Source organism: Brevundimonas aurantiaca (assembly GCF_904830995.1).
Taxonomy (GTDB): Bacteria; Pseudomonadota; Alphaproteobacteria; order Caulobacterales; family Caulobacteraceae; genus Brevundimonas; species Brevundimonas aurantiaca.
The window spans coordinates 70843-95896 of sequence record NZ_CAJGVD010000002.1; the positions used below are offsets into that span (position 1 = coordinate 70843).

General features: G+C 69.4%; 22 protein-coding genes and 2 pseudogenes. 17 read left to right on the forward strand and 7 right to left on the reverse strand.

The window, feature by feature from the left end; translation table 11 throughout:
* Positions 1 to 75 precede the first annotated feature (75 nt).
* From JMT67_RS15520 to JMT67_RS15535, 4 genes are all read left to right on the forward strand, one after another.
* Positions 76 to 486: a phage major tail protein, TP901-1 family gene (locus JMT67_RS15520; RefSeq protein ID WP_054764899.1), complete on the forward strand. Its 411-nt coding sequence runs from the start codon at positions 76 to 78 to the stop codon at positions 484 to 486.
* Positions 487 to 967: 481 nt separating this feature from the next.
* Positions 968 to 1258, forward strand: coding sequence for a GTA-gp10 family protein (locus JMT67_RS15525; protein WP_054764900.1), 291 nt, complete (start codon positions 968 to 970; stop codon positions 1256 to 1258).
* Complete coding sequence (locus JMT67_RS15530; RefSeq protein WP_224764448.1) at positions 1255 to 1440, forward strand: phage tail assembly chaperone; 186 nt, start codon at positions 1255 to 1257, stop codon at positions 1438 to 1440. The genes JMT67_RS15525 and JMT67_RS15530 overlap by 4 nt, the downstream gene beginning before the upstream one ends.
* Complete coding sequence (locus tag JMT67_RS15535) at positions 1430 to 1975, forward strand: phage tail tape measure protein (protein WP_201464118.1); 546 nt, start codon at positions 1430 to 1432, stop codon at positions 1973 to 1975. Before JMT67_RS15530 ends, JMT67_RS15535 begins: the two co-directional genes overlap by 11 nt.
* 98 nt (positions 1976 to 2073) lie before the next feature.
* Here JMT67_RS15535 and JMT67_RS15540 read toward each other — a convergent pair whose 3' ends face one another.
* Positions 2074 to 2778: a DUF805 domain-containing protein gene (locus JMT67_RS15540; RefSeq protein WP_201464119.1), complete on the reverse strand. Its 705-nt coding sequence runs from the start codon at positions 2776 to 2778 to the stop codon at positions 2074 to 2076.
* Positions 2779 to 2875: 97 nt separating this feature from the next.
* On the opposite strand from JMT67_RS15540, the gene JMT67_RS15545 reads away from it, so the two are divergent.
* The 9 genes and pseudogenes from JMT67_RS15545 to JMT67_RS15580 all read left to right on the forward strand — a co-directional run bounded on the left by JMT67_RS15545 (position 2876) and on the right by JMT67_RS15580 (position 13286).
* Entirely contained in the window at positions 2876 to 3487 is a 612-nt protein-coding gene (locus tag JMT67_RS15545) for a DUF2460 domain-containing protein (RefSeq protein ID WP_201464120.1), read from the forward strand.
* Between the two features lie 138 nt (positions 3488 to 3625).
* A pseudogene (locus tag JMT67_RS15550) lies at positions 3626 to 4050 on the forward strand (DUF2163 domain-containing protein); the annotation flags it as partial.
* Entirely contained in the window at positions 4048 to 4272 is a 225-nt protein-coding gene (locus JMT67_RS16530) for a phage BR0599 family protein (RefSeq protein WP_407645747.1), read from the forward strand. The pseudogene JMT67_RS15550 and the gene JMT67_RS16530, both read left to right, overlap by 3 nt.
* 149 nt (positions 4273 to 4421) lie before the next feature.
* Positions 4422 to 4847 carry an NlpC/P60 family protein gene (locus tag JMT67_RS15555; protein ID WP_201464121.1) on the forward strand — a complete coding sequence of 142 codons (426 nt, stop codon included), beginning with the start codon at positions 4422 to 4424 and terminating at the stop codon, positions 4845 to 4847.
* Positions 4848 to 8680: pseudogene (locus JMT67_RS16535) on the forward strand (baseplate multidomain protein megatron).
* A 180-nt stretch (positions 8681 to 8860) separates the two neighbouring features.
* Complete coding sequence (locus JMT67_RS15565) at positions 8861 to 9781, forward strand: DnaJ C-terminal domain-containing protein (protein ID WP_152949638.1); 921 nt, start codon at positions 8861 to 8863, stop codon at positions 9779 to 9781.
* Positions 9782 to 9828: 47 nt separating this feature from the next.
* On the forward strand, positions 9829 to 10986 hold the full coding sequence (locus JMT67_RS15570; RefSeq protein ID WP_201464122.1) for a phosphoserine transaminase: 1158 nt from the start codon (positions 9829 to 9831) through the stop codon (positions 10984 to 10986).
* Positions 10987 to 11119: 133 nt separating this feature from the next.
* The gene (locus JMT67_RS15575; RefSeq protein ID WP_054764909.1) at positions 11120 to 12415 is read left to right on the forward strand and encodes an adenylosuccinate synthase; all 1296 of its coding nucleotides are present in this window, start codon (positions 11120 to 11122) and stop codon (positions 12413 to 12415) included.
* A 61-nt stretch (positions 12416 to 12476) separates the two neighbouring features.
* Positions 12477 to 13286 carry a response regulator gene (locus JMT67_RS15580; RefSeq protein WP_201464123.1) on the forward strand — a complete coding sequence of 270 codons (810 nt, stop codon included), beginning with the start codon at positions 12477 to 12479 and terminating at the stop codon, positions 13284 to 13286.
* A 12-nt stretch (positions 13287 to 13298) separates the two neighbouring features.
* Here JMT67_RS15580 and rpoH read toward each other — a convergent pair whose 3' ends face one another.
* The 3 genes from rpoH to JMT67_RS15595 form a co-directional block, all read right to left on the reverse strand.
* Positions 13299 to 14186, reverse strand: a complete 888-nt coding sequence (rpoH, locus tag JMT67_RS15585; RefSeq protein WP_082382620.1) for an RNA polymerase sigma factor RpoH — start codon at positions 14184 to 14186, stop codon at positions 13299 to 13301.
* A gap of 236 nt (positions 14187 to 14422) precedes the next feature.
* Positions 14423 to 14725 (reverse strand): GNAT family N-acetyltransferase, encoded by a 303-nt coding sequence (locus tag JMT67_RS15590; protein ID WP_183216836.1) that lies wholly within the window; start codon positions 14723 to 14725, stop codon positions 14423 to 14425.
* Between the two features lie 8 nt (positions 14726 to 14733).
* Positions 14734 to 15744, reverse strand: coding sequence for an RluA family pseudouridine synthase (locus JMT67_RS15595; RefSeq protein ID WP_201464124.1), 1011 nt, complete (start codon positions 15742 to 15744; stop codon positions 14734 to 14736).
* Positions 15745 to 15845: 101 nt separating this feature from the next.
* Between JMT67_RS15595 and JMT67_RS15600 the strand changes: the two genes are divergently transcribed.
* Positions 15846 to 16481, forward strand: a complete 636-nt coding sequence (locus JMT67_RS15600; protein ID WP_054764912.1) for a DUF2799 domain-containing protein — start codon at positions 15846 to 15848, stop codon at positions 16479 to 16481.
* 16 nt (positions 16482 to 16497) lie between these two features.
* Here JMT67_RS15600 and fba read toward each other — a convergent pair whose 3' ends face one another.
* The 3 genes from fba to gap form a co-directional block, all read right to left on the reverse strand.
* Positions 16498 to 17583, reverse strand: a complete 1086-nt coding sequence (gene fba, locus JMT67_RS15605; protein ID WP_054764913.1) for a class II fructose-bisphosphate aldolase — start codon at positions 17581 to 17583, stop codon at positions 16498 to 16500.
* A 104-nt stretch (positions 17584 to 17687) separates the two neighbouring features.
* Entirely contained in the window at positions 17688 to 18884 is a 1197-nt protein-coding gene (locus JMT67_RS15610; RefSeq protein WP_201464125.1) for a phosphoglycerate kinase, read from the reverse strand.
* Positions 18885 to 19060: 176 nt separating this feature from the next.
* Positions 19061 to 20068, reverse strand: coding sequence for a type I glyceraldehyde-3-phosphate dehydrogenase (gene gap, locus JMT67_RS15615; protein WP_054764915.1), 1008 nt, complete (start codon positions 20066 to 20068; stop codon positions 19061 to 19063).
* Between the two features lie 495 nt (positions 20069 to 20563).
* Here gap and ilvD point away from each other — a divergent pair, with 495 nt between their 5' ends.
* The 3 genes from ilvD to ilvG are packed head-to-tail and all read left to right on the forward strand — an operon-like array spanning position 20564 to position 25054.
* Entirely contained in the window at positions 20564 to 22303 is a 1740-nt protein-coding gene (gene ilvD / locus JMT67_RS15620) for a dihydroxy-acid dehydratase (RefSeq protein WP_201464126.1), read from the forward strand.
* Positions 22304 to 22309: 6 nt separating this feature from the next.
* A complete protein-coding gene (gene ilvC / locus JMT67_RS15625) occupies positions 22310 to 23323 on the forward strand; it encodes a ketol-acid reductoisomerase (protein WP_201464127.1) in 1014 nt (337 codons plus the stop codon).
* A gap of 18 nt (positions 23324 to 23341) precedes the next feature.
* Positions 23342 to 25054: an acetolactate synthase 2 catalytic subunit gene (ilvG, locus tag JMT67_RS15630; RefSeq protein WP_201464128.1), complete on the forward strand. Its 1713-nt coding sequence runs from the start codon at positions 23342 to 23344 to the stop codon at positions 25052 to 25054.

The following is a 25054-nucleotide window of genomic DNA, read 5'->3' on the forward strand; positions in this document are numbered from 1 at the left end:
GGGGGAGCCGTTGCGACGACCTTCCTCGCCACTCGTCACTCGCCACCCGCCACTCAGGAGCAAAGCGAGGACAAGATGACCGCACAGGCGGGCAAGGACATGCTGCTGAAGATCGAGGGCGCGCCGGGCGTCTTCACGACGGTGGCGGGGTTGAGGGCGCGGACGATTTCGCTGAACGCGCGCACGGTGGACGCCACCGACGGCGACAGCGCCGGACGGTGGCGCGAACTGCTGGCCGGCGCCGGGGTCAAGTCGGCGGCGGTGTCGGGCCAGGGGATCTTCCGCGATGCGGCCTCGGACGCCCTGGTGCGGGAAGCCTTCTTCGATCAGGCGGCGAAGCGGTGGCGGCTGGTGGTGCCGGACTTCGGCGTGCTGGAGGGGCCGTTCCTGGTGGCGGCGCTGGAATACGCCGGAACCCATGAGGGGGAGGCGACCTTCGCCCTGAGCCTGGCCAGCGCGGGGGCGGTCGGGTTTTCGGCGGCGTGAGGGGGTGAGTGCTGGTGCTAGTGCTAGTGAGCGGGCTTCGCCGGTGAGCGGAGAACGGCGGGGCGGCTGGGTAGACGCTCGCTAGGTTCAATCGACATTCAGCTTACTGCGGTCAGGCCGCTCTTCCCGCGTCAGAGGGCCTTGATGCGGCGGACGCGGGTTCCTCACAGCGATCACGGCGGATTCACAGCGGTCACGACGCCATCGGAACCCGCCGTGTTCGCCGTGACCTCGTCGTGCCCGTTGTGATGAACCCACCCTCAATCGGCGTTACGCCGCCAGACGTTTTCCCTTCCGCTGACGCGGGAAGGAAGACCGACACTCAATCGAATAGAGTCTTCAACGCCCGAGGCGCCTCTCTTGGGTCGGCGGCTGCGCGCAGGACGGCAGGACGGCGGCAGGCCCAATGTCGATTGGCCCTAGCACTCGTACTCGCACTAGCACTGGCCCCGGCGTTTTTCACTTGAGATTGGAAGCGACGATGAACCAGGCGCGGGGCGAGGCGGCGGTGATGCTGGGCGGGGTGCGGCGCAGGGTCTGTCTGACCCTGGGGGCCCTGGCCGAGATCGAGACCGGGTTGGGCGTCGAGGGTCTGGCGGCGGCGGCCGAGCGGATGAAGACCCTGTCGGCGCGGGATCTGATGGTGGTCCTGGCGGCGGTGCTGCGCGGCGGGGGCGAGGCCCGGCCGGAGGTCGAGGCGGTCGATCCGCGCGAGGCGGCGCGGGCCGTGGCGGCGGCCTTTGAGGCGTCCTCCGGTCAAGCCGGAAGATGACGGGCGCGACGCCCTGGGGCGAGATGATGCGGGCGGCGATGCGGATGGGGATTGCGCCCGAGGCCTTCTGGCGGCTGTCGCTGAAGGAATGGCGGATGCTGACCGAGGCGCCGCGCGGGACGGCGCCGATGGGCCGGGCGGGCCTGGCGAAACTGATGGAGGACTGGCCCGATGGCGGATGAGTTCGGACGGGACGGGATCGACGACCTGCCGCTGAAGGCGGCCGAGGCGGGGGCGGCGCTGGAGGCGCTGAAGGGACCGGCCGAGGAGGCGGCGAATGCGATAGAGGCGGCCTTCGGCCGGGCGGGCGAGAGCCTGAGCCGGTCGCTGGCGCGGGCGGCGGCGGACGGAGAGGTGTCTCTGTCCGAGCTGGCCCAGGCCGTGCTGAAGGCGGTGAATGCGGCGGCCGGGTCCGGCGGATCGGGGAGCAGTCTGAGCGCGGCGATCCAGGCGGCGGCGTCCAGTTTCAGCGGGGCCAATTTCGGCGGGGCTAGGGCCGACGGCGGGCCGGTGCTGGGGGGCGGCGCCTATCTGGTCGGAGAACGGGGGCCGGAGGTGTTTCGCCCGAGCGTCGGCGGCGAAATCGGGTCGGCGACGGGCGGGGCTGTGACTGTCCATGTGGCGGTGGACGGCGGGGCCGAGGCCCTGCTGCGGTCCGAGGCCCAGATCGCCCAGATGCTGGCGCGGGCGGTCAGCCTGGGGGCGCGGGGGAGGTAGGCTTTTTTTGAGTGGCGAGCGGCGAGGGGCGAGTGACGAGCGGCGATGCGGATGCGGCCTGTCTCGCCACTGACCGCTCGCCACTCGTCACTGTCTTGCTATTCGCCCTTGGGGTTGGGGCCGAAGCGGTTGTCGCCCTTGTCGCCCTCGACCAGGCCGATCCACAGCAGGAAGGCGAGAGGGACCAGGCCCGCCAGGATGAAGGCGCCGACGCCCGGGCCCATCAGGGCGAAGAAGGCGGCGGGATTGTCTTCGTAATAGTCGGGGCCCATGCCGCCGGCGAAGGCGGCGCCCATGACCATGACGAAGCCGATGATCGTGAAGACCGTCGCGGCGACCCAGGGAATGGCGACCAGCCAGCCGGTCTTGCCCATGTCGTGCAGGCGTTTCACCGAAATGGCCAGGTTCGGCCAGATCAGGGCCAGGGAGATCAGGGCGCCGATGATCGGCAGCCAGCCGGCGACGACGCCGACGCCCAGCAGGATCAGCCAGCCGATCCAGAAATGGCTGCGGCGGGTACGGCCCTCGAAGGACAGGAACAGTTTCTGCCAGTCGAAACCGGCGACGGTGGTGTCGGTCGAACTGGCGTAGCCGCCGGCGACGCCGACGGTGGAGGGGCCGCCCGCCAGGATCAGGATCTGGGTCGCCTCGCCATCCTCGGGCACGAAATCGACGCGGACGCCGGGGGCGGGGACGGCGGGGGACTGCAGGCCGGCGGCGCTGAAGCCGTAGCGGACGCCGTCGTCGCCGCTGATCAGGCCGGCGCCGGCCGTGGTGTCATAGCTGAGGATTTCGCCGCGCAAGTCTTCGCTCCCGTCTCGAGACGGCCCCCTCGGCCGTCGTTAGCGGAGCATGGACGAGCGGCGCCGTTCGGACAAGTGAAACAGGGGACAGGTTCGAATGAGCTTTCATGAGGTGCGCCTGCCCGCGCGGCTGGCGTTCGGCTCGACCGGCGGGGTGGAGCGGCGGACGGAGATCGCGACCCTGGCGTCCGGGTTCGAGCGGCGGTCCACGCCCTGGGCGCTGGGGCGCAGGCGCTATCTGATCGGGGCGAACCTGAGATCGCTGGACGACATGGCCGCCCTGATCGCCTTCTTCGAGGCGCGGCGGGGGCGGCTGTACGGGTTCCGGTTCAAGGACTTCGCCGATTTCAAATCGTGCGTGCCCAGCGGGACGGTTTCGGCCGGGGATCAGGTTCTGGGCCTGGGCGACGGGGCGCGGACGGTGTTTCCGCTGATCAAGACCTACGGCGACGTCGAACGGCCGATCCGGAAGCCGGTCGAAGGGTCGGTCAGGGTGGCGGTCGGGGGCGTGGAGACCCAGGGCCTTTCCGTCGATTGGACGACGGGGGTCGTGACCCTGGCGTCCGCGCCGGCGGCGGGGGTGACGGTGACGGCGGGCTTTCAATTCGACACGCCGGTGCGGTTCGACACCGACCGGATCGAGACGACCCTGGAGAGTTTTGAGGCCGGGCGGATGGCGGCGGTCCCGCTGATCGAGGTGCGGGTCTGAAGAGAGTGGCGAGTGGTCAGTGGCGAGTGGCGAGGCGGTTCGGGATGCGGGAGCGCCGAGACCTGATCGTCGGGACGAATGGTCGGCCCGCTTACTCGCCACTCGCCACTCGCCACTGACGACTGAGCGAAGGCGAAGATGAGACACATACCGGACGATCTGGCCGCCCGCATCGAAAGCGGGGCGGCGCGGCTTTGCCATGTCTGGCTGGTGCGGCGCGTCGACGGGACGCGGGCGGGCTTCACCGACCATGACCGGGATCTGACGCTGGACGGGGTGGTCTGTCGGGCGGCGAGCGGCTGGACGGCGGGGGCGGCGGAAGTGCGGTCGGACTGGCGGCGGGGACGGCCTCGGCCTCGGGCGTGCTGGACGACGCCTCGATCCGCGAGGCGGATGTGGCGGCGGGCCGGCTGGACGGAGCGGCGGTCGAGCTGTGGCGCCTGGACTGGTCCGAGCCGGGGCTGGGGGTGCGGCTGTGGTCGGGGACGATCACGCGGCTGAGGCGGCAGGACGGGGCTTTCGTCGCCGATCTGGAAGGGCCGCTGGCCAAGCTGGAGCGGGTGGTCGGGCGGACCTATGGCCGGCTGTGCGACGCGCGGCTGGGGGACGCGCGCTGCGGGGTCGCGGATGCGGCCGGGCGGACCTGCGACAAGCGTTGGGAGACCTGTGTCGGGACGTTTGGGAATGGGGTGAATTTTCGGGGCTTTCCGGACGTGCCGGGGGATGACTTCCTGACGGCCTGGCCGGCGCAGGGCGGCCGCCACGACGGCGGGAGCCGGCGGTGAGGGCGGAGGCGCGAAGCGACACGCCTGACGATGGGGGAAGTCCTTGTGAGAGGAAAACTTCCCTCTCCGACCCTGGTTCGCTTCGCGAACGCCGGGCCACCTCTCCCGCAAGCGGGAGAGGGTCTGGGGCGGGAGACGTCGGCGCGCGGGTGGCTGTGGCGGCGCGGGCCTGGCTGGGGACGCCGTATCGGCATCAGGCCAGTGTGAAGGGCGTGGGGGCGGACTGTCTGGGTCTGGTGCGCGGGCTGTGGCGCGAGGTGGCGGGGGCGGAGCCGGAAGGCGTTCCGCCCTATTCGCCGGACTGGGCCGAGGCGGGCGGGCGCGAGCTGTTGCGGGAGGCGCTGGAGCGGTGGCTGATGCCGGTTTCGGTCGAGGCCATGCGGGCAGGGGATGTGCTGCTGTTTTGCATGTCGCCGGGCGTGGCGGCCAAACACTGCGCCGTGCTGAGCGCGGTCGAGGGGCCGGAGCCGAAGATGATCCACGCCTATTGGGGACGGGCGGTGGTGGAGAGCTGGATGGGGGTCTGGTGGCGGCGGCGGCTGGTCGCGGCGTTTCGATTTCCCGAGGAGGCGTAGATGGCGCAAGTCGTACTGAGCGCGGTGGGGCAGTTGGTCGGCGGGCCGGTCGGTCGGGTGATCGGGGCGACGATCGGGCGGGTGATCGACGATCGCGTGATCGGCTCCCTGTCGCCGGCGCGACAGCTGGGGCCGAGGCTGGACGGGCTGAAGATCCAGGGGACGGCCGAAGGGGCGCCGATGGCCTGCGTCTTCGGTCGGGCGCGGGTGGCGGGACAGGTGATCTGGGCCGCGCGGTTCCTGGAAGGCAAGGTCAAGGGACGGGCGGGCAAGGGCGGGCCCAGGACGGTCGACTACGCCTATTCGCTGAGTTTCGCCGTGGCCCTGTGCGAAGGCGAGATCGACGGGATCGGCCGGGTCTGGGCCGACGGACGGCTGATGGAGCTGAACGGCGTGGCGATGCGGGTGCATCGCGGCGGGGAGGACCAGAGGCCGGACCCGCTGATCGAGGCGGTGGAGCAGGATGCGCCGGCCTATCGCGGCGTGGCCTATGTGGTGTTCGAGGACCTGCCGTTGGGGCCGTTCGGGGACCGGGTTCCGCAGCTGAGCTTTGAGGTGTTCCGGCGGCCGCGCGGGGCGGGGCCGCGGCTAGAGGACCGGCTGGAGGGGGTGTGTCTGATCCCCGGCGCGGGGGAGTTCGCCCTGGCGACCGAGGCGGTGGTGCGGCGCGAGGGGCTGACGCGGACGACGGCGGAGAACGTCCATAACGGCGAGGGGCGGGCCGACCTGATCGTGTCGCTGGATCAGCTTCAGGCCCAGCTGCCGAATCTGAAACGGGTCAGCCTGGTGGTCGGCTGGTTCGGGGATGATCTGAGGGCCGGTCACTGTCGGGTGCGGCCGGGGGTGGGGCGGCGCGACAAGCCGACCGAGCCGATGATCTGGTCGGTGGCGGGGGTGGCGAGGCATGAGGCCTATGAGGTCAGTCGGGCCCCCTCCGTCGGCTTCGCCGCCACCTCCCCACGGGGAGGATTGGCCCCCTCCGTCGGCTCTGCCGACACCTCCCCCAGCGGGGGAGGATCTGCGCCGGCCTATGGCGGGACGCCGTCGGATGAGAGCGTGCGCCAGGCGATCCGAGAGTTGAAGAGCCGGGGGCTGGAGGTGACGCTGTATCCCTTCGTCTTCATGGACTGTCCCGGCTATCCGTGGCGAGGGCGGGTGGCCGGGACGGACGGGGCGGGGGCGGCCGCCGAGATCGCGGCCCTGTTCGGCGGGCCGGAGGATTGGGGCCTGCGGCGGATGGCGCTGCACTACGCTGGAATCGCGGCCGAGGAAGGGGCGGACGGCCTCTTGATCGGATCGGAGATGCGGGGCGTGACCTGGACGCGCGATGCGGCGGGCGGCTTTCCGGCGGTGGATCAGTTGCGGACCCTGGCGGCCGAGTGCCGGGCGGGGGTCGGATCGGGGATCAAACTGTCCTACACCGCCGACTGGAGTGAATATTTCGGACGGCTGGCGGGCGGGGAGGTGCGGTTTCCCCTGGATCCCCTGTGGGCCGATCCGAACATCGACCATGTGTCGATCGATTGGTACCCGCCCCTGACGGACTGGCGCGACGGGGACGGAGGCTTGGATGCAGCCCGGTTCGACGGGGCGGCGGATCCGGCCTGTCTGGCGGGGGGGTGGCGGGCGGCGAGGGGTTCGACTGGTACTACGCCAGCGCGGCCGACCGGGCGGCCCAGGTGCGGACGCCGATCGTCGATGCGGCGCGCGGAGAGGACTGGCTGTTCCGGCCCAAGGATCTGAAGGGCTGGTGGTCGAACCTGCACTATGAGCGGCCGGGCGGGGTGCGGGCGGCGACGCCGACGGCCTGGCGGCCGGGGATGAAGCCGGTGCGGCTGACCGAGTTCGGCTGTGCGGCGGTGGACCGGGGCGGCAATGCGCCCAACCTGTTTCAGGACCCCAAGAGCGGCGAGAGCGCCCTGCCGCCCTTTTCCACCGGGGCGCGCGACGATGCAGTGCAGCGGGCGGCGCTGGAGGCTGTGCTGGGCCATTTCGCGGCGCCTGAGAACAATCCGGTTTCGCCGGTCTATGGCGGGCCGATGCTGGAGGGGGCGGACGCCTGGTGCTGGGACGCCCGGCCCTATCCGGCCTTTCCGGCGCGGGCGGAGGTCTGGGCCGACGCCGGAGCGTGGCGGGCCGGACACTGGCTGAACGGGCGGCTGGCGGGCGACGGCGCCGATCTGATCGCGGCGGTGCTGGCGCGCGGCGGCCTGGCGACGGATGAACGGATCATCGAGGGGGTGGAGGGGGCGGCCGGCGGCTATGTGATCGACCGGCCGATGCGGACGCGCGACGCCCTGGAGCCGCTGCTGGCCGCCTTCGACGCCGTGGCGGCCGAGCGGGACGGGCGGGTCGCCGTCTTGGGGCGGACGGCGAGCCGGACGGTGTTGAGCCGAGACGGCCTGGCCCTGCCCAAGGGGGGCGGGGCCGAAACGGCGACGCGACGGCTGGAGGCCCGGCCCGGCGCGGCGCGGGTGCGTTTCATCGATGAGACGGCGGACTATCAGACGGGGGCGGTGACTGCGCGGGCCGAGGGTGGGCCGGCCGAGGCCGGGCGGGCCGCGACCGGCGGCGGCGTCGATCTGGACCTGCCCCTGGTCTGCGGCGACGGCCTGGCGCGGGCTGTGGCGGAGCGGGCGCTGGAGGCGGAGCAGGCCGAGACGGTCGTCCTGACCCTGGGGCCGCTGGAGGCCCTGGCGGCCGAGCCTGGGGACGTGGTGCGGCTGGAGGGCCGCGACGGCGACTGGCGGGTGGCGCGCGTCGCGGCGGAGGAGACGCCGGCGATCACTCTGGAGCCGGTCGGCGCGCGAAGACTCTATGAGGATCAGGGGGGAGGAAGGGGCGGCGAGGGTCCGGCGACGACCGGGGCGCCCTTTCTGGCCCTGCTGGATCTGCCGCCGTTGATAGGGAGTGAGGACGATGCACGGCCGGTCGTGGCGGCGGCGGTGGAGCCGTGGCGGCCAATGCGGCTGCACGCCGGACCGTCGGCCGGCGCCTTGACCGCGCGCGCCGATCTGGACGCGCCGACGCCGGTGGGAGTGCTGGTCGAGCCCTTGCGGCCGGGGGCGACCGGGCGCTGGGATACGGTCAACGCCCTGGTGGTGCGGGTCGAGGGGGCGGCGCCGCAGAGCGCGGCGGAGACGGCGGTGCTGGGCGGCGCGAACACCCTGGCGATCCAGACGACGGGGGGCTGGGAGGTGGCGCAATACCGTTCCGCGACCCTGATCGCCCCGGACGTCTGGCGGCTGAGCGGCCTGTTGCGCGGTCAGCAGGGGACGGAGGCGGAGATGCGGGCGGGCGCCCCGGCCGGGTCGGTGGTGGTGTTTCTGGAGCCGCGTGCGGCGCGGGCGGAGATCGGGCGCGCCGAACGGGGCCTGCCCCTGGTCTGTCGCGTCGGGCCGGCGGGGGCGGCGCCGGGCGGGGCGGGGTTCCGCGAGGCGGGCTTCACCCTGCGGGGGCTTTGCGACCGGCCGTGGTCGCCGGCGGGGCTGACGGTCCGGCCCTCGGCCGAGGGACGGCGGGTCAGTTGGACGCCGCGCGTGCGGCTGTACGGCGACGGCTGGGACGGCGAGCCGACGCCGGTCGATCCGATGCGCTTTCGTGTCCGGGTGACGAACGGGGGCGCGGTGGTGCGGACGATGGAGGTCGATGGGGCGGCGGCCCTTTACGCCACAGCGGATGCGGCGGCGGACTTTCCGGACGGGGCGCCGCCGACGGCGCGGATCGCCGTGGCCCAGTGGGGCGAGGGGTTCGGCTGGGGCGAAGAGGCGGAAATCGGCTTAGAGCCTGATGGTTTCGGACGGAACCGCGCGGCGGTTCCGACAGAAGCGTGAATTAGGCTCTCGCTTTAACTTGGGAGCCTGATTCACCGTTTCAGCGGAACCGCGAAGCGGTTCCTCCTCAACGGATCAGGCTCTGGCCTGAGCAAATATCCGGGTCCGGCCCTTTGCGGGGGCGGGGGCATGGCTTAACTGACGGCCTCTCAGGTGTTTTCAGTTGGAGCGGCAACGGACGTGGCAGGCGACCCCTATAAGGAACTGGGCGTTTCAAAGGGCGCGAGCGCGGACGAGATCAAGAAGGCGTTCCGCAAACTGGCCAAGGAACTGCACCCCGACAAGAACCCCGGCGACGCCAAGACCGAGGAACGGTTCAAACGGGTGACGGCGGCCTTCGACCTGTTGGGCGATCCGGAAAAGCGGGCCAAGTATGACGCGGGCCAGTTGGACGCCGACGGCAATGAACAGTATCGCGGCTTCGGCGGGGGCGGACGGCCGGGCGGCAATCCCTTCGGCCAGGGCGGCTTCTCCGGCGGCGGCGGACCGGGCGGTCGGGCCGACTTCGAAGGCATCGACCTGGACGATCTGTTCGGCATGTTCGGGGGCGCGGGCCGCCAGCGGGGTCCGCGCGACTTCACCGCGCGCGGCCAGGACGTGCGCGCCAGCCTGAACATCAGCCTGGAGGACGCCATTTCGGGGGCGACCCGGCGAATCCAGTTTTCCGACGGTCGAACCCTGGACGTGACCATTCCCAAGGGCGCGTCGGACGGCCAGACCATCCGCCTGCGCGGCCAGGGGGCGCCGGGGCGGGGCGCCGAGAACGGCGACGCCCTGATCGAGCTGAAGATCGAGCCGCACCCCATCTATAAGCGCGACGGGGCGGACCTGACGATGGACCTGCCGGTCTCGGTGCCCGATGCGGTTCTGGGCGCCAAGGTGCGGGCGCCGACGCCGGAAGGGGAGGTGCAGGTGACGATCGCGCCGGGCTCCAACTCGGGCAAGCTGTTGCGGCTGAAGGGACGGGGCGCCTTCGCCCAGGGGCGGCGCGGCGATCTGTTGGCCCGTATCGTCGTGACTCTGCCCGAGACGCCGGACGCCGCCCTGATCAAGTTCGCCGAAGACTGGCGGGCCAAGCGGCCCTATACGCCGGGGCGTTGAGCGGCGTTGGGGCCGGGTGACGCGCGGTCGCGCAAGGGAAAGAGACCATGATCGCAAAGCCTGATGTCAAACCGGCGCGGCCGTGGTTTTCGGCCGGACCGACGGCCAAACGGCCGGGCTACAGCCTGGGCGGCCTGCCGCAGGACCTGTTGGGACGGGGCATCCGCGCGCCCGAGGTGGTGGAGCGGTTCGCCCATGGGCTGAGGCTGACGCGGGCGGTGCTGGAAGTGCCGGACAGCCATGTGCTGCTCTATACGCCGGGATCGGACACCGGGGCGGTCGAGGCGGCCCTGTGGGGCATGCTGGGGCAGCGACCGGTGCAGGTGGTCGCCTTCGAGAATTTCGGCCTGACCTGGCTGGCGAACGTGCGCGATCATCTGAGGTTGGAGCCCGAGGCCCTGACGGCGCCCTGGGGCGAGCTGCCGGACCTGAGCCGGGCCGACTGGTCCAAGGATGTGGTCTTCCCCTGGAACGGCACGACCTCGGGCGTGCGCGTGCCGGACGCCGACTGGATCGCCGACGATCGCGAGGGGCTGGCGATCTGCGACGCCACCTCGGCCGCCTTCGCCATGCCCCTGCCGTTCGACAAGCTGGATGTGGTGACCTTCAGCTTCCAGAAGGCGCTGGGCGGCGAGGCGGGGATCGGGGTGATGGTTTTGTCGCCGCGGGCGGTGGCGCGGCTGGATTCCTATCGGCCCGAACGGCCCGTGCCGAAACTGCTGCGCCTGACCGACGGCAAGGGGTTCGATCGCGCCCTGGCCGACGGGGTGGCGATCAACACCTTCTCTGTTTTGACCATCGAGGACTGGATCGACGCCTTGGAATGGGCGCAAGGGATCGGGGGCTTGAGCGAACTGATCCGGCGCACCGACGCCAACTTCGCCGCCCTGGCCGACTGGGTGGAGCGGACCGACTGGATCGCCTTCCTGCCCGAGAGGCCCGAAATCCGCTCGACCACCTCAGTCTGTCTGAAGTTCGTCGATCCGCGCGTGACCGGCCTGGACGAGGCGGGGCAGAAGGGCTTCGTCAAACGCTTCAAGGCCCTGCTGGAAGGCGAGGGCGCCGTGTTCGATATGGAGCCCCACAGGAACGCGCCGCCGGGCCTTCGGCTGTGGTGCGGCTGCACCGTCGAGACGGCCGATGTAGTGGCGGCGACGCCGTGGCTCGAATGGGCGTTCGAGACGGCGGTGGGGGAACTGTCGTAAAATACGACGGATCGGGACGACACCGGACGATTCCCCCGCTATAGGCTGCGCCCGCATTCAGACCGTCGCAATGCTGCGGCGCCTGCTGGTTTTGATGCGTTCTCCGACGAGGACGCGAGGCGGAGTACGGACTTTGGCGAACGTGGCGGTGGTCGGCGCCCAGTGGGGCGACGAGGGCAAGGGCAAGATCGTGGACTGGCTGTCCAACCGCGCCGACATGGTGGTGCGGTTCCAGGGCGGGCACAATGCGGGCCATACGCTGGTCGTGGACGGCAAGGTCTATAAGCTGGCGTTGCTGCCCTCGGGCGTGGTGCAGGGCAAGCCGTCGATCATCGGCAACGGGGTGGTCGTCGATCCGTGGCATCTGGTCGGCGAGATCGAGAAGATCGCAGCCCAAGGCGTTGCGATCAGCCCCGACATCCTGACCATAGCCGACAACGCCTGTCTGATCCTGCCCATCCATCCGGCCTTGGACGTGGCGCGCGAGGCGGCGGCCAGCGCGCCCGGGGCCAAGATCGGCACGACCGGGCGGGGCATCGGCCCGGCCTACGAGGACAAGGTGGGGCGACGCGCCATTCGGGTGTGCGATCTGGCCAATGCGGACGACCTGAAGGTCAAGATCGACCGGCTGCGCTCGCACCACGATCCCCTTCGCGCCGGTCTGGGCCTGGAGCCGATCGATCCGGAGGCGCTGTTGGCCCAACTGCTGGAGATCGCGCCCAAGATCCTGCCCTATGTGAAGCCGGCCTGGCGGGTGCTGGACCAGGCGCAGAAGGCGGGCAAGCGGGTGCTGTTCGAAGGGGCCCAGGGCGCGTTTCTGGACGTGGACCACGGCACCTATCCCTATGTGACCAGCTCCAACACGGTGGCGGGTCAGGCGGCGGCGGGGTCGGGCATCGGGCCTCGGGGCGTCGGCTATGTGCTGGGCATCGTCAAGGCCTATACGACCCGGGTCGGCGAAGGGCCCTTCGCCTGCGAACTGGACGACGCGGTCGGCCAGCATTTGGCGACGGTCGGCCGCGAGGTCGGGGTCAACACCGGACGGGCGCGGCGTTGCGGCTGGTTCGACGCGGTGCTGGTGCGCCAGTCGGTGGCGATCAACGGCATCGACGGCATCGCCCTGACCAAGCTGGACGTGCTGGACGGATTGAAGACGCTGAAGATCTGCGTCGGCTATCGCGTCAACGGCGAGGTGCTGGACTATCTGCCGTCCAGCCTGAAGGATCAGGCGGCCGCAGAGCCGGTGTTCGAGGAGCTGGAAGGCTGGAGCGAGAGCACCGGAGGCGTGCGCAGCTTTAAGGACATCAACGCCAACGCCATCAAATATGTGCGTCGGATCGAGGAGCTGATCGGGGCGCCGGTGGCCCTGCTGTCGACCAGCCCCGAGCGGGACGACACCATATTGATGCGCGATCCCTTCCAGGGCTGAGCAATTCAGCGAGTCTTAACGGCGGTCAGATAGGGTCGAGGAGGCAAACGGAGCCGACCCCTTGTTCACTGCGGACGCAAAGACCCTGAGCCGCATCGAGCCCACGGGGCGGCGCGGCGCCATCATCGAACCCAACGCCGCCTCTGCGCGTCTGATGTCGGACCTGATCAAGGGGTTGGGCGCGCGCGAAATCTATGTGGAGAGCGACGAGGAGCGGGCGGTGGAGCTGCTGCGCGACGTCGAGCCCGGCGTGATCTTCACCGAATACGCCGGCCCGACCCTGAGCGGGGAGCGGCTGGCGCGGCGGGTGCGGCGCTCCTCCATGGTCTGTCGCATGGCGCCGATCATCATGGTCACGAACGAGGCGACGGCGGCGGCCATCAAGGGCGCGCGCGACGCGGGCGTTCACGAGTTTCTGAGAAAACCCTATACGACCGGCGATCTGTTCAAACGGGTGGAGAACGTCGCCCTGAAGCCCCGCCCCTGGATCGAGGCGGTCGGCTATGTCGGGCCGGATCGTCGGCGCTTCAACTCGGGCGAATACGCCGGAGCGCCCAAGCGCCGCACCGATGCGTCGGCCAAGGGCGGGCTGGACATAAAGGATCAGGCGATGCGGATCCTCGTTGCGGCCATGGCCCAGTTCGACCAGGACCCGGCCCAGGCCACCCGCGCCATCCGCCAGCAGGCGCAGACGCTGAAGGCGGTGGCGATCAAGAGCGGCGACGCCCGGTTGGCGATCGCGGCGGGCGGGCTGGAGGCCTTCATGGACGGCGGCGGCGTGACCAAGGCCGGTCTGGCCCAGCCGGTCGGGGCCATACTGGCCCTGACCCAGACGCCGGCGTCGAACGCGCCGGTCGCCCGGGCGTCCTGATACCCGAGGAAATCAGGCGTCGACCAGATTGCGCTCTTCGGCGGCGGCGCGCATGGCCTTCTGCAGCTTTTCGAAGGCGCGGACCTCGATCTGACGCACCCGCTCGCGCGAGACGCCGTAATGGCCGGCGAGTTCCTCCAGGGTGACGGGGTCGTCCTTGAGGCGGCGCTCTGTGAGGATGTGTTTTTCCCGATCCGTCAGCTCCTCCATGGCCTCCTGAAGCAGGCTCATGCGGATGCCCTTTTCCTCGTCGTCGGCCAGCTGGGTCTCCTGGGAGACGGCGGTGTCGTCGGCCAGCCAGTCTTGCCATTCGCTCTCGCCGTCGGCGCGCAGCGGGGCGTTCAGCGAGGCGTCGCCGCCGAGGCGACGGTTCATGTCGGTGACTTCCTGTTCCGACACGCCCAGCTTGGTGGCGATGGCCGACAGGTGTTCGGGGCGCAGATCGCCTTCCTCGAAGGCCGAGATCTGGCTCTTGGCCTTGCGCAGGTTGAAGAACAGCTTCTTCTGCGCCGCTGTGGTCCCCATCTTCACCAGGGACCAGCTGCGCAGGATGTATTCCTGGATCGAGGCCCTGATCCACCACATGGCGTAGGTCGCCAGGCGGAAGCCCTTGTCCGGATCGAACTTTTTGACGGCCTGCATCAGGCCGACGTTGCCCTCGGAGATCACCTCGCCGATCGGCAGGCCGTAGCCGCGATAGCCCATGGCGATCTTGGCGACCAAGCGCAGGTGGGAGGTGACGAGACGGTGGGCGGCTTCCGGATCCTGATGCTCGGACCAACGCTTGGCGAGCATGAACTCCTCGTCCTTGGTCAGCATCGGAAACTTGCGGATTTCCGTCAGATAACGCGACAGGCCCTGTTCAGGCGACATCACCGCGAGCGTGCTATTGGCAGCCATATGGTCCCTCCGACCGTCTAGAACGAGCGGGCGCTTCGCCGTCGGCCACGGCATGTGCGCCGACGCCTCACCCCTCAACCGGTGAAGTAGCGATGGGTTGCCGCCATTGTTAGGGGCGGATCGTCACACGAAAGCGTGACCGTGACCCCGGCGCCACTCACGCCGACCGGCTCAATATAGAACTTAGTCAGTTGCTATTCAAGACGCGCATCGGGGACGAGGCGCCTAGGGGGCGGTCAGATCCCCAGTATGCCGCGATAGGTCGGATGCACCGCCTCAGCGTGTTCGGGGTGTTTCTGAAGATAGGCGGAGAAGAAGGGGCAGACCGGCAGGATCAAGAGGCCCCGCGCCTGGGCGTCGGCCAGGACGTGACGGGCCAGGCGGCTGGCGATCCCCTGGCCTTCCAGCCGTTCGGGCACCAGGGTCTCGGTGATCATCAGATTGGGCGGCGACAGATTGTAGGTGACGACGGCCGTCTCTCCGTCGACCGGCAATTCGTAGCGGTTGAGCGCGGTGTTGTCGTGGATATCGGGGTCCATCAGCGGCCTCACAGGGTGGAGAGCAGGATTTCCAGGGCCGCCATGTCGGCGGGCGGATCGGTTTCGAAACGCAGGGGCGCGCCGGTGATCGGATGGACGAAGCCCAGGACGGCGGCATGCAGGGCCTGGCGCGTCAGTCCGACCTCGGCGATGGCGGCGCGGACCGGGGCGGCGGGGCTGCCGGAGCCATAGACGGGATCGCCCAGGATGGGCGCGCCCTTGGACGACAGATGAACCCGGATCTGGTGTGTGCGGCCGGTTTGCAGGGTGCAGGCGACACGCGCCGCCAGGGGCGCGCCGCCGGCGCGGGCCGGTTCGCCGAAGGTCCGCTGGACCCGATAGTCGGTGATCGCCTCGCGCCCGCCCGTCTTCAGCACGGCCATCTTCTTGCGGTCGGCGGTCGAGCGGCCGATGCGCGTCTCGATCCGGCCCTGGAGCGGGGTCGGCGCGCCGCGGGTCAGGGCGATATAGGTGCGTTCGATGTCGTGGGTCGCGAACAGGGCCGACAGGCCCTGGTGGGCGCGGTCGCTCTTGGCCGCGACCATGACGCCCGAGGTGTCCTTGTCCAGCCGGTGGACGATGCCCGGTCGGGCGACGCCCCCGATGCCGGACAGGCTGTCGCCGCAACGGGCCAGCAGCGCATTGACCAGGGTGCCGTCGGGCGTGCCCGGCGCCGGGTGGGCGGCCATGCCCGCAGGCTTGTCGATCACGATCAGGTCCGCATCCTCATAGAGGACCGCAAGCGGCAGGACTTGGGGCTGAGGAGCGGCGGGGGCGACGGGCGGCAGATCGACCCGGTAGAGGCCCGGCTGGGCCTTGGCCGAGCCGCCGGTCAGGACGACCCCGTCACGGCGCACCGCCCCCTCGGCCAGCAGGGCCTGGAGACGCGCGCGCGACAGGTCGGGAAAGGCCTGGGCCAGGGCCTTGTCCAGGCGGACGCCGGATGCGTCGATCCGGGCCTCCAGGGTCTCGGCGGCCGGCGCCGGGTCTTCGTCGTCGATCAGTTCGGGGTCGGACACCCTCTATCCGTAAAGCATCGGAAGATCGGCTGCCAGCGAGGGCGCTTGCGTCGGGCCTGATCTGACGTGAATAGTGGCGCTCGGGGGCGTGGGGAACCGTGATGAAGACCTTGATGATCGCGGGCGGCGTCGCCGTCGTAGCCGTCTTGCTGGGCAGTTGCTCGACCATGAGCCAGGAAGAGTGTCTGGCCGGCGCCTGGGGCGACAAGGGTTACGCCGATGGGGCGGCGGGCTATCCGATGAGCCGGCTGGACGACCATGCCCAGGCCTGCGCCAAATATCAGGTCGCGCCCGATCCGGCGACCTACAGCCGCGCCCGCGAGGACGGGCTGCGCGGCTATTGCACCTTCCAGCGCGGCTGGATCGAGGGGCGGGCGGGCAACACCTATTACGGCGTCTGTCGGCCCGAGGAGGAGGCGGCCTTCCTCCCGGCCTATAACGACGGGCGGCGACTGCATGAGGCGGCAGCGGCGGTGGAGGCGGCCGAGAGCGCGCTGAGAAGCGCCGAGGCGCGGATCGACGACCGCGAGGACAAGCTGGACGCCAAACAGCGCGAACTGCGTCAGGACGGCTTGACCGACGAGGAGAAGGAGCGGATCCGCAACCGAATCGAAGAGGTGCGGGGCGAAATCCGCGACGCTCGCCGCAACGCCCGCGACGCCAGGGACGAGCTGGACCGGGCGCGCTGGCAAGAGGACCGGGTGCGGTTCGAACTGAGCGGCCGCTACCCGGTCTGATCAGAAGGGGCGGTCGTCAGGCCGCCTTGACCGCCGCATTGCGGAAGGACGGATCAAGCTCGCCCGAGGCGTAGCGTTTGGCCATGTGGGCGGTGGACAGGGGGCGGATGCGCGACGCCTGGCCCTCGCAGCCGAACTGCTGATAGCGCTCCTTGCAGAGCTTCTTCATCGCCTCCTTGGCGGGCTTCAGATAGGCGCGGGGGTCGAACTCGCCCGGCTTTTCGGCCAGGACCTTGCGGATGGCGCCGGTGATGGCCATCCGGTTGTCGGTGTCGATGTTGACCTTGCGCACCCCGTGGCGGATGCCGCGCTGGATCTCTTCGATCGGCACGCCCCAGGTCTGGGGCATTTCGCCGCCGTACTGGTTGATGATGTCCTGAAGCTCCTGCGGCACGGAGGACGAGCCGTGCATCACCAGGTGGGTGTTGGGCAGACGGCGGTGGATCTCTTCGATCACGTTCATCGCCAGGATGTCGCCGTCCGGCTTCTTGGTGAACTTATAGGCGCCGTGGCTGGTGCCCATAGCGATCGCCAGGGCGTCGACCTTGGTGGCGGCGACGAATTCGACGGCCTGATCCGGGTCGGTCAGGAGCTGGGAATGGTCCAGCTTGCCCTCGAAGCCGTGGCCGTCCTCGGCCTCGCCCATGCCGGTCTCCAGCGAGCCCAGCACGCCCAATTCGCCCTCGACCGAGACGCCGCAGGCGTGGGCCATTTCGGTGACGCGGCGCGTGACCTCGACATTGTATTCATAGGAGGCGGGGGTCTTGGCGTCCTCTTCCAGCGAGCCGTCCATCATCACCGAGGTGAAGCCGTACTGGATGGCGGTGGCGCAGGTCGCCGGGCCGTTGCCGTGGTCCTGGTGCATGCAGACCGGGATGTCGGGATAGAGTTCCGCCAGGGCGTCGATCAGCTTGGCCAGGACGATATCGTTGGCGTAGTTCCGGGCGCCGCGCGAGGCCTGGATGATCACGGGCGCATTGACCTCATGGGCCGCCTCCATGATCGCGAGGCCCTGCTCCATGTTGTTGATATTATAGGCGGGAAGGCCGTAGCCGTTCTCCGCCGCGTGGTCGAGCAGCTGTCGCAGCGTGATGCGCGCCATGATGAAGTCTCCTGAGCCGAAAGTCTTTTTTGATTGGGCGCGAGACTAGCGGGCGGCGCGCTCAAAGTCACGCCGTGTTACAGTTGTTTCCGCTGCGTCAGGGTTCAGGCGCGCAGGGCCTCGACCCCCGGCAGGGGCTTGCCCTCCATCCATTCCAGGAAGGCGCCGCCGGCGGTGGAGACGAAGGTCATGTCGTCCGACACCCCCGCGTGATTCAGGGCCGAGACCGTGTCGCCGCCGCCGCCGACGGCGGTCAGGACGCCGGCCTTGGCCAGGGCCGCCGCATGACGGGCGACCGTCACGGTGGCGGCGTCGAAGGGCGGCACCTCGAACACGCCCAGAGGGCCGTTCCAGATCAGGGTCTTGGAGGCCGTCAGGGCCTCCAGCAGACGCGCGACCGTGGCCGGGCCGGCGTCCAGGATCTTGTCGTCGGCCGACAGGGCGGCGCCGGCGGCGACCGGGCGAGCGGCGGCGCCCGGCTTGACCTCGGTCGCCACCACGAAATCGACCGGCAGCAGCAGTTTGCAGCCCCGCGCCTCGGCCTCGGCCATGATTTCGCGGGCCGTGTCGGCCATGTCGCGCTCGGCCAGGGAGCCGCCGATGTCGATGCCCTGGGCGTACAGGAAGGTGTTGGCCATGCCGCCGCCGATGGCCAGGCGGTCCAGCTTGCCGACCAGGTTTTTCAAGAGGTCCAGCTTGGTCGAGACCTTGGCGCCGCCGACGATGCCGATGACGGGCTTTTGCGGATTGCCGAGCGCCGCGTCCAGGGCGTCCAGTTCGCGGCGCATGGATTCGCCGGCGTAGGCGGGCAGGTGGTGGGCGATCCCCTCGGTCGAGGCGTGGGCGCGGTGCGCCGCCGAGAAGGCGTCGTTGACATAGAGATCGCCCAGATCCGCCAGCTTCCGGGCGAAGACCGGATCATTGGCTTCTTCCGCCGCATGGAAGCGGACGTTCTCCAACAGGACCACGCCGCCGGCGTCCAGTTCGCGGATGGCGTCCACGGCGTCCGGGCCGATGCAGTCGTCGGCGAAGCGGACGGGGGCGCCGAGCAGGGTCTCCAGATCATCTACGACCGGCTTCAAGCTCATCGACGGGACGCGCTGGCCCTTGGGACGGTCGAAGTGAGCCAGAAGCGCGACCTTGGCGCCGGCGTCGCGCAGACGCTGGATCGTCGGCAGGGCGACCCGCAGACGGGTGTCGTCCGTGACCTTGCCGCCCTCCATAGGGACGTTGAAGTCCACGCGGACCAGGGCCGTCTTGCCGGCGAGGTCGTGTGCGTCGTCGAGGGTGCGGAAGGTCATTGATCGGTTCCCTGTCTCCTCCCTGTCGCGAAACGATGGGGAGGTGGCGCGGCGCCTCTTGCGCCGTGACGGAGGGGGTCCTTCGTGCGCGCAGAAAGAGCCCCTCCGTCTCTCCGCTACGCTTCGAGCCACCTCCCCATTCGCCAAGAGGCGAACGGGGAGGAGACGCGCGGTTGTTACAGGAACTTCGCCATCACCAGGGCGGTGTCGCTCATGCGGGTCGCGAAGCCCCATTCGTTGTCGTACCAGCTCAGCACGCGGGCCAGCTTGCCGTCGACCACCTGGGTCTGGGGCAGGGCGGCGGTGGAGGAGGCGGCGATGTGGTTCAGGTCGCTGGAGACCAGAGGGTCGGTCGTGGTGAACAGCACGCCCTTCATCGGGCCGTCGGCGGCGGCCTGAAGCGCGGCGTTGATCTCTTCCACCGTCACCTCGCGACCGGCGACGACCTTCAGGTCGACGACCGAGACGTTCGGGGTCGGGACGCGGATCGAGGAGCCGTCCAGCTTGCCCTTCAGTTCCGGCAGGACCAGGCCCAGGGCCTTGGCGGCGCCGGTCGAGGTCGGGATCATCGACAGGGCGGCGGCGCGGGCGCGGTACAGGTCCTTGTGCATCGTATCCAGCGTCGGCTGGTCGCCGGTGTAGGAGTGGATGGTGGTCATATAGCCGCGCTCGATGCCGAACAGGTCGTTCAGCACCTTGGCGACGGGGGCCAGGGCGTTGGTGGTGCACGAGCCGTTCGACACCACGATGTCGTCGGCGGTCAGGGTCTCGTGGTTGACCTTGAAGACGATGGTCTTGTCGGCGCCGTCGGCCGGGGCCGAGACCAGGACGCGCTTGGCGCCGGCCTTCAGGTGGGCGCTGGCCTTGTCCTTCGACGTGAAGATGCCGGTGCACTCCAGCGCGATGTCCACCTTAAGCTCGGCGTGCGGCAGATTGGCCGGATCACGTTCGGCCGTGACCTTGATCTTGCCCGTGCCGACGTCGATCCAGTCCTCGCCCGAGGTCACCGTGCCGGGGAAGCGGCCGTGCACCGAATCATAGCGGAACAGGTGGGCGTTGGTCTCGACCGGGCCCAGATCGTTGATCGCCACCACCTCGATGTCCGTGCGGCCGTGCTCGATGATCGAGCGAAGGACGAGACGGCCGATGCGGCCGAAACCATTGATGGCGACGCGAACGGTCATGGGGGGCTCCTCTGAACGATTATGTTGTTGGCGGTCTCAATGGAACTGTCGCGGCCCGGTTTCAACCCCGCGCGGGGCCTGCGGCCCTAACAAGCGGTTAGGAACCGTTACGGCCGGCGGAGAGACTTGCGGACGCAAGGTAAGAAACACCTCCATGGCGGTCGTCGTCGGCCTTTTGAGCAAAATTTTTGCGACGGGGGTTGTGCGGCCCCGGCCCATATGGTTTCTTGGCGTCAGAACAGGGAGCCGCCCGTGGCTGTGATGACGCGCGACATGACGAAGGGACGCACCGCTGACGCGGTCGTGGCCGCTCGCGCGCCGATCGGCCTGGAAAGCCCTGTAATCCTCATTCTCCTCGTACTCCTCGGCCTGCTTACGCAAGCGGCGTGGATGCACGCGACCTGACCTAAACACACTCAGGATCGCCTCGCACCACCCCGCTCCCGAAAGGAAGCGGGGTTTTTCGTGCTTGGCGGTTCGAAACGAACCGGACCGATGACGCAAGATTCTACCTCAGAGCCCAGGAAGCCCAACGCGCGCAGCGCGGCGGTGACGGCCGGCCCGAACCGGGCGGCGGCCCGATCGTATCTGCGCGCCGCCGGCATGCAGGACGCCGATTTCGACAAGCCGATGATCGGCATCGTCAACACCTGGTCGACGGTCACCCCGTGCAACATGCACCTGGACCGGCTGGCCAAGGACGTGCGGGCCGGGATCATCGCGGCCGGCGGCTATCCGGTCGATTTCAACACCATCGTCGTGACCGACGGCATTTCGATGGGCACGGCGGGCATGAAGGCCTCGCTGATCAGCCGCGAGGTCGTCGCCGACTCGATCGAACTGGCGATCGAGGGGCACCAGCTGGACGGCGTGGTCTGCATCGTCGGCTGCGACAAGACGATCCCGGCGGCGGCCATGGCCCTGGCTCGGATGGATATCCCCGGTCTGGTCTATTACGGCGGCACCATCATGCCGGGCGTGATCGGCTCGAAGGAGGTCTCGGTCCAGGAGGTTTTCGAGGCCATCGGCGCCCATTCGGCCGGCGCCCTGGACGACGAAGGGCTGAAGGCGGTCGAACAGGCCGTCTGCCCCGGCGCCGGCGCCTGCGGCGGCCAGTTCACGGCCAACACCATGGCCATGGCCCTGTCGGTCATGGGCATCAGCCCCATGGGCGCCAATGACGTGCCGGCGGTCGATCCCGGCAAGGCGGCCGAGGGCGAGCGTTGCGGCCGGCTGATCGTCGAACGGGTCTTCGCCGGCGACACGGCCCGCAAATACATCACCCGCGCCAGCCTGAAGAACGCCGCCGTCGCCGTCTCGGCCTCGGGCGGATCGACCAACGCCGTCATGCACCTGACGGCCATCGCGGCCGAGGCCGGGATCGAGTTCGGGGTCGAGGACTGCCACCAGGCCTGTGTCGAGGCGCCGGTGATCTGCGATCTGAAGCCTGGCGGCCGTTTCCTGGCCTCTCACCTGTTCGCCGCCGGCGGCACCCGCCTGGTGACCCAGCGGATGGCTGAGGCCGGCAAGATCGTGAACACGCCCACCGTCAGCGGCCGCAGCCTGTTCGCCGAGGCGGCCGAGGCCGAGGAGACGCCGGGCCAGGTCGTCGTGGCGACCTTCGACGCCCCCGTGATGGACCGCGGCAGCTTCGCCGTCATCTATGGCGACGTCGCCCCTGAGGGCGCGGTCATCAAGCTGACGGGTCACAAGGTCGACAAGTTCGAAGGTCCGGCCTGTGTCTTCGACAGCGAGGAAGACGCCTTCCACGCGGTCCAGGACGGTTCGGTGGGCGAGGGCGACGTCATCATCATCCGTTACGAAGGCCCCAAGGGCGGCCCCGGCATGCGCGAAATGCTGCAGGTCACCGCCGCCTTGAAGGGCCGCAAGATCGACAATGTCGCCCTGCTGACCGACGGCCGCTTCTCGGGCGCCAGCTACGGCTTCGTCGCCGGCCATATCTCGCCGGAAGCCGCCGTCGGAGGCCCGATCGCCCTCATTCGCGATGGTGACCGCATCACCATCGACGTCACCAACCGCCGGATCGACGTGGACGTCGATCTGGCGACGCGCCGGGCGGGCTTCACGCCCCACGTGGTCCGCCCGGCGCGAGGCGTCTTCGCCAAATACCGCGCCTCCGTGGCCTCGGCCGCCCAGGGCGCGGTCACCATCCCCAACCCGCCGCCGGCGCAAATCCCGGCCTCTCACAAATCCGCTGCTGCTCAGGACGCCTGAATTCTCATGGCCATCACCATCTACACCAACGAAGACATCAAGCCGGGCGCGATCGCCGGGCAGCGCATCGCCATCATCGGCTATGGCTCGCAGGGTCGGGCGCACGCCCAGAACCTGAAGGACAGCGGCCATGACGTGGTCGCCGGCGTCCGTCACGGCGGCACGGGCTGGAAACACGCCACCGCCGACGGCGTCCCGACCGCCGAGCCGGCCGAGGCCGTCAAGGGCGCCGACATCATCGCCATCCTGACCCCCGACATGGTTCAGGATCAGGTGTATCGCGACATCATCGAGCCGAACGCCAAGGAGGGCTCGGCCCTGCTGTTCGCCCACGGCTTCTCGATCATCTACGGCCGCATCACCCCGCGCGAAGACATGGACGTCATCCTGGTCGCGCCCAAGGGGCCGGGCGATCTGGTCCGTCGCGAGTTCCAGCGCGGGCGCGGCGTGCCCAGCCTGTTCGCGGTCGAGAAGGACGCGACCGGCAAGGCCCGCGACCGGGCCATGGGCTACGCCAAGGGCAACGGCGGCGCGACCGGCGGCCTGCTGGAAACCACCTTCCGTGAAGAGACCGAAACCGACCTGTTCGGCGAACAGGCCGTCCTGTGCGGCGGCGCCAAGGAACTGGTGATGCAGGGCTTCAACACCCTGGTCGAGGCCGGCTACCAGCCCGAGATCGCCTATTTCGAATGCCTGCACGAGCTGAAGCTGATCGTGGACCTGTTCTACGAAGGCGGCATCTCGAAGATGCACCACTTCATCTCCGAGACGGCCAAGTACGGCGCCGTCGCCAGCGGCCCGCGCGTCGTCAACGAAGAGACCAAGGCCCGGATGAAGACCATCCTGGACGAGATCCAGGACGGTACCTTCGCGCGCAACTGGATCGCCGAGAACGAGGCCGGCAAGCCCCAGTACGAGGCCTGGCTGAAGGCGGACCGCGAGAGCCAGATCGAACAGGTCGGCGCCCGTCTGCGCGAGCGGATGGCCTGGCTGAACACGCCCAAATCTGAAGCGGCCTGAGCCCGAGCGAAAGACCGGATGACCCTGATGACCGCCGCCGCCTTCAAATCCTCAGCCGAGGCCGCCCCCCAATCGGGGGCGCGCCTGCTGGTCTCCACCCTGGAGCGGCTGGGCGTGGAGGTGGTGTTCGGTTATCCGGGCGGCGCCATCATGCCGGTCTATGACGCCCTGGCCGGGTCTAAGCTGAAACATATTCTGGTCCGGCACGAACAGGCCGCCGCCTTCGCCGCCGACGCCTATGCGCGCAAGAGCGGCAGGGTCGGGGTCTGTCTGGCCACCTCGGGACCGGGGGCGACCAATCTGATCACCGGCATCGCCAATGCGATGATGGACTCGGCGCCGATCGTCTGCATCACCGGCAATGTGGCCCAGGGGCTGATGGGGACCGACGCCTTCCAGGAGATCGACATCCTGGGCGTCACCCTGCCGATCGTGAAACACTCGATCCTGGTCCGCGACGCGGCCGATGTTCCGGCCGCCGTCGAGGAGGCCTTCCACATCGCCGCCTCGGGCCGTCCCGGTCCGGTCCTGGTCGACCTGCCCAAGGACGTGCAGTTCGCCACGACCAGCGACGACTACGGCTTCCACATCCCCAACGAGACGCCGCGCATCGATCACGACGCCGTCGCCGCCGCCGAGGCCGCGATCCGCGCCGCCAAGAGCCCGCTGGTCTATGTCGGCGGCGGAGTGAAGATCGGCCGCGCGACCGAGGCTTTGCGCGCCTTCGTCGCCGCGACCGGCATCCCCCAAGTCTCGACCCTGAACGCCCTGGGCACCATCCCGACCGATGCGCCGGGCATGCTGGGCATGCTGGGCATGCACGGCGCGCGCGCGGCCAATCATGCGGTTCAGGACAGCGATCTGCTGATCGTCGTCGGCGCCCGGTTCGACGACCGCGCCACCGGCAAGCTGGCCGAGTTCGCGCCGAATGCTCGGATCGTCCATTTCGACATCGACGCCTCTGAAGTCGGCAAGCTGCGGGCGGCCAATGTCGCCGTGGTCGGCGAGCTGAAGGACGGGATCGAGGCCTTGACGGCGCGGATGGCCGGCGGACCGGCTCTGGACATCCAGCCCTGGGTCGAGGCGTGCGTCGACGCCGCACGGACCAGCGCCTATCGCTATGACGCGCCGGGCGAGGGGGTCTACGCCCCGGCCCTGCTGAAAGAAGTGTCCGAAGCCGCCGGAGACGCCTTCGTCGCCGCCTGCGACGTGGGCCAGCACCAGATGTGGGCGGCCATGCACTGTCGCTTCTCGCGGCCCGAGGCCCACATCACCTCGGGCGGTCTGGGCGCCATGGGCTTTGGCCTGCCTGCCGGCATCGGCGCCAAGCTGGCCGATCCTTCGGCGACCGTCGTCACCATCGCCGGCGACGGCGGCTTCATGATGAACATCCAGGAGCTGGCGACGCTGAAGCGCTACGGCGTGCCGCTGAAGATCGTGCTGATCGACAACTCCTCGCTGGGCCTGGTGCGCCAGTGGCAGGAGCTGTTCTTCGCCGAGAACTATTCCGAGATCGACCTGTCCGACAATCCGGACTTCGTGAAGGTGGCCGAGGCCTTCGGCATCGAGGCCTTCCGTATCGATCGCCGCGATCAGGTGTCCGAAGGCATCCAGCGTCTGCTGGCCGCCGACGGTCCCTGCCTGGCCCATGTGGTCATCGATCCCCGAGACAATGTCTGGCCGCTGGTTCCGCCGGGCAAGAGCAATGCTGAAATGATGGAGGGCTCCTGA